The following is a 9,848-nucleotide window of genomic DNA, read 5'->3' as shown; positions in this document are numbered from 1 at the left end:
TCTTTGGAGGTGTAATCCCCTGTATTAAAGCTTATCCTAATAACAGGATACTTCTTAGACCAATCCCACTTGTCATATATATAAAGACCTTCAAAAAGCTCCTTTTTACCCTCAAATATAGACCTCAACGTGTCCAAAAACAGAGACTTCCCAAACCTTCGGGGGCGGGAGAGGAAATAATACTGGCCATTCTCTATTAGCTCATACGCCTCTTTGGTCTTATCAACGTAAACATAATTTTCTTCGATGATTGTTCTAAATGTAGAAATCCCTATTGGTAGTTTTTTCATCTTCTAACCATCCGGTTTTAATTATAGTTAATTCCTAAGCGCTTAATTGTCAACGATAATTTAGCACTTCATTTTTATATACTTATAGACCCTTTCATTAATTCAATTACACCACCCCAGTTCCCCTTGACATATTTTTTAAATAAACTATAAATATTATTAGATGATTAAGTTTATCATGGACACCACTAATCAATTTATGACAATAGCCATTTCAAAAAACAATTCAATCATTTATCAATCAAGCATCCATGCATTAAACAATATCTCTGACAAAATCATTGATACCATTGAACAATCTTTCACAGTTACAGATATAATAAAAAATGATTTGGACCAGTTATTTGTTTTAGTTGGCCCCGGTTCTTTCACAGGCATAAGGATAGGTGTAGCCACATTACTTGGCTTATCAAAAGCGATACAAAAGCCCCTTTATGGTATTTCAACATTGGATGCCTATGCTTTATCAAAACATGAAACAAAAGTAATTGCGGCTATTAGATTACGTGGTAAAGAATATGTAATCAGATCCTACGATTTTAAAAACAACCTATACTCTGAGTATAAGGCTATAACCAAAGAAGAGCTACCAGAAAATGCCAATATAGTAGAATATGTAGATATATCAAGAACCCTATTAAATAGTAATCTTGAAAAGTTTATAATCCCCCCTGTGCCTTTTTACTTTAAACAGTCAGAAGCGGAAATAAAATTTGATCAGAAATGCTGTTAGAAAGGATTTGGATTATATTATAGAGATAGAAAAAGATGTTTATGAAAAACCATGGAACCTTGAAAACTTTGAAAAAGAGTTAGAAAACAGTGTCAGCAGGTTTTTGGTTTATGAGGAAAAAGGTATACCTTTGGGTTATTTGATATATTGGGAGTTATTCAACACAGAGAAGATGGTGAACGAAATTGAAGTAGTAAATATAGCAGTAAACAGAAATCATCAAAATAGAGGTATAGCAAGAAAACTTATGAATGTTATGATCAGACGATCTAAAAAACCCCTTGTATGCTATCTTGATGTTCGTATTGACAATACCCCAGCAATTCATCTATATAAGTCTTTGGGCTTTAATATTTCAGGTATTAGGAAAAATTTTTATGGTATGAACAAGGATGCATATACAATGAATCTATTTTGCGAGGTGGACTATGATAAAGTATGAATCAGAGTTAATTGAGGAGCTTTACAATAATAATGAAGAGTTCAGAATGTTGTTTGATGAGCATATTCAGCTTGAGCAGGACTTAGAGGCATTGTGCAGTTTAAAGTATTTTCCACCCGAAGTTCAAGTTAAAATGAAGGAGATAAAAATAAGAAAGCTGAGGGGCAAAGACAGAATGGAGCAAATAATATCAGAACATAAAAAAAGGAGTAACTGATGAAAGACAAAAAATATGTATTCACCTCTGAATCTGTAACTGAAGGACATCCCGACAAAATAGCAGACCAGATTTCGGATGCTATTTTAGATGCAATGCTTGCAGATGATCCCAACAGTAGAGTAGCTGTTGAAACCCTTGTTACCACAGGTCTTTGCATAGTAGCTGGTGAAGTCACCACATCCACGTATGTGGATCTACCAGAGGTAATAAGGTCTACTATTAAAGATATTGGATATACAAGAGCAAAATATGGGTTTGATTATGAGACATGTGCAGTGATCTCCACTATCGATAAACAGTCACCTGATATTGCTATGGGCGTAGATACTGGAGGTGCAGGGGATCAGGGACTTATGTTTGGTTTTGCCTGTGATGAAACAGAGGAGCTCATGCCTCTACCTATCATGCTCGCCCACAAAATATGTATGAAACTTGCTGAAGTAAGAAAAAAAGAGGTACTACCCTACCTTAGGCCCGATGGGAAATCTCAGGTAACTATTGAGTATCATGGATACACCCCAGTAAGGGTTGATACAATAGTAGTATCAGCACAACACTCCCCCGATATTAAACATCAGGAGATAAAAGAAGATATTATAGAGAAAGTAATAAAAGAAGTTATACCCGCAAACCTTTTGGATGAAGAAAAGGTCACCTACCACATAAATCCCACTGGAAGATTTGTCATAGGTGGACCTATGGGAGACTGCGGTCTTACAGGTAGAAAAATAATTGTGGATACCTATGGAGGATCTGGAAGACATGGTGGTGGCGCCTTTTCAGGTAAAGATCCATCAAAAGTGGACAGAAGTGGTGCTTATGCTGCAAGGTGGGTTGCCAAAAATATTGTTGCTTCAGGTATAGCTAAAAGATGTGAGGTACAGATAGCTTATGCAATAGGTGTAGCCAAACCTGTTTCACTAATGGTAAATACTTTTGATACCGGCTTAATCCCTGATGAAGAAATCTCTAATATAGTCCAAAAGCTCTTCGATCTAACCCCAAAAGGCATAATAACAGCCCTTGACTTGAAAAAGCCAATTTATAAAAAAACAGCTGCTTATGGACATTTTGGTAGAGATGGATTCACATGGGAAAATACAAACTATGCCCAAGAGATCAAAACTCTTGCAGGTAAACTCGGTGCTTGAAACGGATACAAAATGCCCCCCGATACCTCGAAAATAGAAATAGTGGTTATAGGTGCTGGCCCTGCAGGGGTCAGTACCGCTATTGAATTAGCCAAAGCTGGTAAAAAAGTAGCCATCATAGACAAAGATATAAACTCTTCTATAAAGCTCTCAGGTAGCACTGTATCGAATACTCTTCTTTATCTAAGTTATCTCTACAATCGACTCAAAACCAAAACCTCTCATTTCATAACTTATAACACAGAAACAGTACCAGAACCTATATTTGACTTAAAGAAAATGCGAAAATATATAGAAAACGCTTCTTCAAAGATATTCAAAGCCTATAAGGATGATCTTAATGATTACAATGTTCTTCAAATAGAAGGGACTGCTTCCTTTACATCCAGACATTCTATTACTATTATTCATTCAAACAAAAAGTCGGAAGAGTTAAACTTTGACAAAGCAATTATAGCCACTGGTTCCTATCCTAAAACTCTCCCTTTTGCAGCTGGAAAAAAACATTTGGATCCATTAAACATCATCAATATGGAGAAAATACCAACCTCTATAACCATAATTGGAGGTGGATTTATAGGTATTGAATACGCCACTTTTTTTAAAAGGATAGGTTGTCATGTTACTGTTGTTGAATCCAAAGATAAGATACTTTATACCTTTGATGATTATATTACAAAAAAGTGCGAAGAGATGCTAAAAAAAGATGGTATAAACATCATTAAAGAAAAAACTGTAACAAACATAGAAAGAATCGGTAATAAGACTCTAATATTCCTTGACAATGAGAAAATACAATCTGACGAAGTATTTATAGCTGTAGGCCGCTTACCAAATATAAAGAATCTATCTTTGGAATCAGCCGGTGTAGCATTAGAAAACGATCTGCCGGTTATTGAAAAAACACTAAATAGCACTACTAACAAAGATATTTATTTTGTAGGTGATGCTGCTGGCAAATTTATGTTTTTAAACTGGGCTTATCTTTCATCAGAAATAGTAGTAAAATCAATACTTGGTAAAAGTGATGATAATATAAACTTCATCTTTCCAAAAGTATTGTATATTGATCCAGAGATTGCAAGTGTGGGATTAACTGAACAGGAAGCTATATCCAAAAAATATTCTATCCAAACCATCAAATACTCTTTTTCCGATCTTGAAATGTCCATAATTACAGGACACTCAAAAGGTTCGATAAAGGTAATCATAGAAAAGAATACCAAAAAAGTATTAGGTGCTCACATAATAGGTAAAGGTGCCAACGAACTCTTACCTATATTTTCCCTTATAATCAAGATGAAGCTTAATCTGGATGAGATTTCTAAACATATCTTCTCTTATCCAACATTTGTGGAAGCTTTGGTCGACATTGGGAATAAGATAAGAAACTGAAATGAAAAAAGTTATTTTAGGATTAGGTAGTAATAAAAACCCTAAAGGGGAGTTCCTCTTAAAAGCTATAAGAAATATAAAAAACTTTTTCCCTATTATTACCTGCTCCAGTGTATATAAAACCGTATCATTGCTCAAAGATCATCAACCAGATTATTTCAACATGGTAATATCAATATACACAATTCAATCACCAGAAAGACTACTAACTACAATTAAATACATAGAAAAAAAGTTAGGTAGAAACATTACAGATAAATGGCTTGATAGGGAAATAGATATAGATATCCTCGATTACGATGGTATATTCTACAAAAGTGATCTCCTCCATATCCCACACCCAGAACTACATAAAAGAAGCTTTGTGCTATATCCTCTAAAAGAGGTAGAAGAAAGTTATATCCACCCTGTCACCAAAAAAACGATTTATGAAATGATAAACGAATTACACGATGATCTAAATATAAAAAAAATGGGGGTACTTACTTGGCCATAATTACCATCTCAAGACAATATGGCTGCTCTGGGGAATATGTTGGTGAAAGGGTAGCTAAAAAATTAGGGTATCAATTTGTGAACAATGAAATCATCCAATATGTATCCATATTGACAAGCACACCAGAAAAGATAGTAAAAAATTTCGATGAAGAGTATCATTCAAACATGTCAGCGATCTTATCAAAATATATAGATCTAAACATCTTTAGCGACATCATAAAAGATGATCCCTTTTTAAAATGTCCCAGCCCTGATTGTCCAGTACTTGTAGAGGAAGGCTCCCTATTTGATGAAAAGATCCATTTTGATCCCATTTTCGATAGTGAAGCATTTCAAAGAATGGTAGAAAGAGTAATTATAAAACTTGCAGAAAAAGGGAATGTGGTAATAATGGGTAGAGGCAGCCAGTGTATATTAAAAGATCATAAAGATGCACTTCATGTTAAACTCTATGCCCCAAAAGAGGAAAGGATTAAATGGCTACAAATAAAAGAAAAGATGGACCCAAAAACAGCCAGAACAAAAATTGATGAGATAGATGAAAGAAGAAGAAACTTTTTAAAACATTACTATAATGCCGATATAGATGATCCAAATCTTTACCATACAATGATAAACATGTACAAATTTACCATAGAAGAGACAGCCAATATCATAACAAAAATAGTAGAGACCATTTTTTAATGTAAAAAAGAGATTTTCGTTGACTAAATCTTTACTTCTTATTACAATGATATTTTCAGGAGGTTTTTTTGTTTACGAGAGTTAAAGGATTTAGAGATATTTACGGTGAAGAGATCACCTATTGGTCTAAGGTTGAGTCAGCATTTGTAGAAATTTTCAGAAGATATGATTACACAGAATTTAAGTTACCCATTTTAGAAAAAGTGGAGCTGTTTCAACGGGGAATAGGAGCAACAACTGATATTGTGGAAAAAGAGATGTTTGTTTTTGATGATAAAGGTGGTGATAGACTTGCTCTAAGGCCAGAGGGGACAGCATCATTAGTAAGAGCTTATATTGAAAATAAGCTTTATACAGGTAAAAACATATCAAAATACTACTATTATGGTCCAATGTTTAGAAGGGAACGCCCTCAAAAGGGTAGGTTTAGGCAGTTTTATCAAGTAGGGGTTGAGGTTTTTGGATCATCAGCACCAGCTGTCGATGCAGAAGTTATCAAAACAATGTCAGATATTTTTGAGGTATGCAATGTAAGTGATTTAGTAGTACTAAATATAAACTCCATCGGCTGCCCTTCTTGTAGACCAAATTATAAAGAAAAGCTCATATCCTTTTTATCAGATCAAAGACAGTATCTATGCCCAGATTGTCTAAACAGAGTAGAGAAAAACCCTTTAAGAGTTCTTGATTGCAAAAATGAATCATGTAAAAAAACTATAAAAGATGCACCTATCATGATTCAATATTTGTGTGAAGAATGCCACAATCATTTTCATAAAACCCAATATTACCTTTCCCTTTTCAACCTAAAATATAAAATAAACCCTTTTATGGTAAGAGGGCTTGATTATTATGTCCGTACAGCATTTGAGTTTGTTACAGACAAATTAGGTGCCAGTAATGCAGTGGGTGGCGGAGGTAGATATGACGGTCTTGTAAAGACACTTGGAGGACCTGATGTACCAGGCATAGGATATGCCATTGGTGTAGACAGACTGGTAAACCTTATGATGGATAAACAGTTAACATTCAACAAAGATATAAAAATATATGTTGTTTTCTTCGAAGAAACTCTCCAAGAGGGTTTTGAAATTTTGAATATGTTATGGAAAAATAACTTCATAGTAGGCTATGACTATGATTTAAGTAGCTTTAAAAGTCAGTTTAAAAAAGCAGATAAGTTCTGTGCAGATTTTACAATAATAATTGGAACAGAGGAAAAAAATAATGGAACAGTCCAGATAAAAAATATGTACACTGGAGAACAAAAGGAAGTAAAAAGAGAAAACATTTTAGAATATATAAGGTAATACAAGGAGGCTTTTATGCTATCGTTATTAGGTGATTGGAGAAGAACACACTACTGTGGAGAACTAAATGCTACCAATATTGGAGAAAATATTTGCGCAATGGGGTGGGTCCATAGAAGAAGGGATCATGGTGGAGTAATCTTTATAGATTTAAGAGATAGGACGGGCATATTACAGGTGGTTTTAAACCCAGAGATAAGTGCTGAAGCACACACAATAGCCGAAGCTGTACGGAGTGAATATGTTATTGCTGTAAAAGGGAAAGTAGAAAGAAGACCAGAGGGGACTATAAACGACAAAATCCCCACAGGCGAAGTCGAAATAATTGTCAACGAGATAAAAATATTAAATAACGCTAAAACCCCCCCCTTCCAGATAGAAGAAAATACCAACGTTGGTGAGGATGTTAGACTTAAATATAGATATTTGGACTTAAGAAGACCAAATCTGCAAAAAAACATAATCATGAGACATAATTTAACAAGAACAATGCGGGAATACCTTTACAGTAAAGGGTTTTTGGATATCGAAACACCATTCTTAACCAAAAGTACCCCTGAAGGCGCAAGGGACTACCTGGTACCGAGTAGAGTGAACCCAGGAAAATTCTACGCACTACCCCAATCACCCCAGATGTTTAAACAACTTCTCATGATTTCAGGCTATGATAGATATTTCCAAGTAGTAAGATGTTTTAGGGATGAAGATTTAAGAGCAGATAGACAGCCTGAATTCACACAGCTTGATATGGAGATGTCGTTTATAGATAGAAATGACCTTATGGATCTCATAGAGGGGCTTTTTGTGGAGATCTTTAGAAAGATTGCTGGTGTAGAAGTTCAAAGACCCTTCCCAGTTATGACGTATGCTGAAGCTATGGAGAAATACAGCCACGATGCACCAGACACAAGGTTTGAACTTTTCACAAAAACAATCAATGATTTAGTAAAGGATTGTGAATTTAAGGTATTTACTGATGCCCTCAAAGAGGGTGGTATTGTTAAAGCGATAAATGCCAAAGGTGCTGGAAAGTTTAGTAGAAAAGAGATTGATGAGATCACAGAATATGCAATATCTTTAGGTGCCAAAGGGCTCGCTTATATAAAAGTTAACGAAGATGGTCTCCAATCACCAATCACAAAGTTTTTAGGGGAACAGATAACAAACAAGATCCTTGATGCTATGGATGCCCAGGTAGGGGATATAATATTTTTCGGCGCCGGTGAAAAGTCCACAGTAAACCTTTTCATGTCAAAGGTCAGACTTGAGCTTGGTAGAAGACTTGGCCTCATCGATAAGAATAAATACAATTTCACCTGGGTCATAGATTTTCCTCTTTTAGAGTGGGATAAAGAGGAAAAGAGGTATGCAGCCGTTCACCATCCTTTTACTGCCCCTGTAGATGAGGATATACCACTTTTTGATACAGATCCATTAAAGATAAGAGCAAAAGCATATGATCTTGTTTTAAACGGATCAGAAATAGGTGGTGGGAGTATAAGGATCCATAGAAGCGATATTCAAGAAAAGATGTTTAATATTCTTGGACTAACCAAAGAGGAGTGCGATCTAAAATTTGGTTTCTTCATTGAAGCTCTCAAATATGGTACACCACCCCATGGTGGCATTGCATTTGGAGTTGACAGAATTGCTGCAATACTGGCTGGTGCAGATTCCATTAGAGATGTTATAGCTTTTCCAAAAACCCAAAGAGCAACCTGCCTTATGAGCGATGCTCCCAACAAAGTAGATTCAAAACAGCTCAAAGAACTAAGCATAAAGCTCGATATCCTCGAGGAAATAGAATAAAAAAGAGGTGGAGCAATCCACCTCTAAATCTAACATCTTTATTTTAATATCATAATATATTCTTTAAAACCACTCATTTGCAAATAATTATTTATTGTATGTAAAATAACATAAAAATTGTTTTTAACAACCAAATCACATCTTTCATTCGAATTTAAATAATGTGGTATTTTCATTTCAAAAGTTAACTTAAGCCTTTCATTATCTGTTTTATTTATACTTTTTAGAGATATAATATCTGTTTCTCTGAAGATACCCCTATTAGATAAATATAAGGGGATTATTTGTAAACTTATTAGAAAACTCCCCTTACTATCTCTATCAAAAATTAGTATCTTCTTTGTTTTATATATATCTTCCAAAAAACTTAAATATATCTGATATGGACTGACTGAGTAATAACTTAATCTTTTTATCTCTAAATCACTACTGATTGAATAAACATAGAAATCCCCTCTTTCAAATACACAATGATGCGTTGTAAAATAGCTAAAAAAGATGCTAAAAAAGAAGTAGGCAACTACAACAATGACCACAAACTGCCTTTTCTTAAGACAATCCCAATAGATAAGTAAAAGAAAAAAGATATATATAAAAACTAAATCACCAAAGTAAAGATCATCTTTTTTAAATCGAAATAAAACAATCAATACATTAAAAATAAAAAGCAAAATTAAAAAATAATATTTTCTTCTCCAAAAACTGTCAAATTCTCTTTTATCCTTCATCAACATTAGATTAAACACAATAAAGTAAGCTACAATAGTATACCCAGAAAGAACTCCACCATCAGTGATACTTTTTAATGAATATGAGATAGACACAGCAAACAAAATGAAAATATTCATTTTAAAATCGTATTTTAGCATTATCTGATATGACATAACAACAGGCAGTAACATCAAAACAACATATATTATCGCTAAAAAAATAAAAAAATATTCAGAATAAAAGCTCACAAAAGTACTCCCCAAATCATATTTTACGCTAAAAGCAGGAATAAATCCTAACAAGATGTAATTTAACGGTTTTAGAATATGGTTGTGAAATATACTATTAAAACTGTTTGAATAAAAATCATACCATTGTATGACTCTTTCACTCCAATTTATATCGAACTTATGGTAATAATAAAAATTTAGTACCAAACCTAATAAATAAAACATAGCCAATAATACTGGGATGACAAATTTACTGACCTTTAATCTCAATTTAATAAAATTACTAAAAACCACTAATAACAAAATATATAAAAGACCAAAGTAAATCCCACCCTTAGATGTTGAATAAAAAAACCTACCCAAAAATTCCTTTAC

Annotated in this window: 11 protein-coding genes; 9 read left to right on the top strand and 2 right to left on the bottom strand. The window is 33.9% G+C overall.

The features are described from left to right. On the bottom strand, positions 1–290 hold a 290-nt coding region (locus N3C60_09180), incomplete at its 3' end, for an AAA family ATPase (GenBank protein ID MCX8085079.1). A gap of 163 nt (positions 291–453) precedes the next feature. Here N3C60_09180 and tsaB point away from each other — a divergent pair. The 9 genes from tsaB to aspS all read left to right on the top strand — a co-directional run bounded on the left by tsaB (position 454) and on the right by aspS (position 8,532). Next, positions 454–1,023, top strand: a complete 570-nt coding sequence (gene tsaB, locus N3C60_09175) for a tRNA (adenosine(37)-N6)-threonylcarbamoyltransferase complex dimerization subunit type 1 TsaB (GenBank protein MCX8085078.1) — start codon at positions 454–456, stop codon at positions 1,021–1,023. Continuing rightward, positions 1,004–1,465, top strand: coding sequence for a ribosomal protein S18-alanine N-acetyltransferase (rimI, locus tag N3C60_09170; protein MCX8085077.1), 462 nt, complete (start codon positions 1,004–1,006; stop codon positions 1,463–1,465). The genes tsaB and rimI overlap by 20 nt, the downstream gene beginning before the upstream one ends. Beyond that, on the top strand, positions 1,452–1,682 hold the full coding sequence (locus tag N3C60_09165; GenBank protein MCX8085076.1) for a DUF465 domain-containing protein: 231 nt from the start codon (positions 1,452–1,454) through the stop codon (positions 1,680–1,682). Before rimI ends, N3C60_09165 begins: the two co-directional genes overlap by 14 nt. Further along, complete coding sequence (gene metK / locus N3C60_09160; protein MCX8085075.1) at positions 1,682–2,836, top strand: methionine adenosyltransferase; 1,155 nt, start codon at positions 1,682–1,684, stop codon at positions 2,834–2,836. Before N3C60_09165 ends, metK begins: the two co-directional genes overlap by 1 nt. Positions 2,837–2,848: 12 nt before the next feature. Next, on the top strand, positions 2,849–4,231 hold the full coding sequence (locus tag N3C60_09155; protein MCX8085074.1) for an NAD(P)/FAD-dependent oxidoreductase: 1,383 nt from the start codon (positions 2,849–2,851) through the stop codon (positions 4,229–4,231). A 1-nt stretch (position 4,232) separates the two neighbouring features. After that, positions 4,233–4,727, top strand: a complete 495-nt coding sequence (gene folK, locus N3C60_09150; GenBank protein ID MCX8085073.1) for a 2-amino-4-hydroxy-6-hydroxymethyldihydropteridine diphosphokinase — start codon at positions 4,233–4,235, stop codon at positions 4,725–4,727. Further along, positions 4,718–5,413: a cytidylate kinase-like family protein gene (locus N3C60_09145; GenBank protein ID MCX8085072.1), complete on the top strand. Its 696-nt coding sequence runs from the start codon at positions 4,718–4,720 to the stop codon at positions 5,411–5,413. The genes folK and N3C60_09145 overlap by 10 nt, the downstream gene beginning before the upstream one ends. A gap of 68 nt (positions 5,414–5,481) precedes the next feature. Next, a complete protein-coding gene (gene hisS / locus N3C60_09140) occupies positions 5,482–6,723 on the top strand; it encodes a histidine--tRNA ligase (GenBank protein MCX8085071.1) in 1,242 nt (413 codons plus the stop codon). A gap of 15 nt (positions 6,724–6,738) precedes the next feature. Continuing rightward, positions 6,739–8,532, top strand: coding sequence for an aspartate--tRNA ligase (gene aspS / locus N3C60_09135; GenBank protein ID MCX8085070.1), 1,794 nt, complete (start codon positions 6,739–6,741; stop codon positions 8,530–8,532). 38 nt (positions 8,533–8,570) lie between these two features. Here the strand turns inward: aspS and N3C60_09130 are convergent. Then, on the bottom strand, positions 8,571–9,848 hold a 1,278-nt coding region (locus N3C60_09130; protein MCX8085069.1), incomplete at its 5' end, for a hypothetical protein.

Origin of the sequence: Calditerrivibrio sp., assembly GCA_026415135.1 — a bacterium.
Classification (GTDB): Bacteria; Chrysiogenota; Deferribacteres; order Deferribacterales; family Calditerrivibrionaceae; genus Calditerrivibrio.
This window is presented reverse-complemented; position numbering and strand designations above follow the sequence as displayed.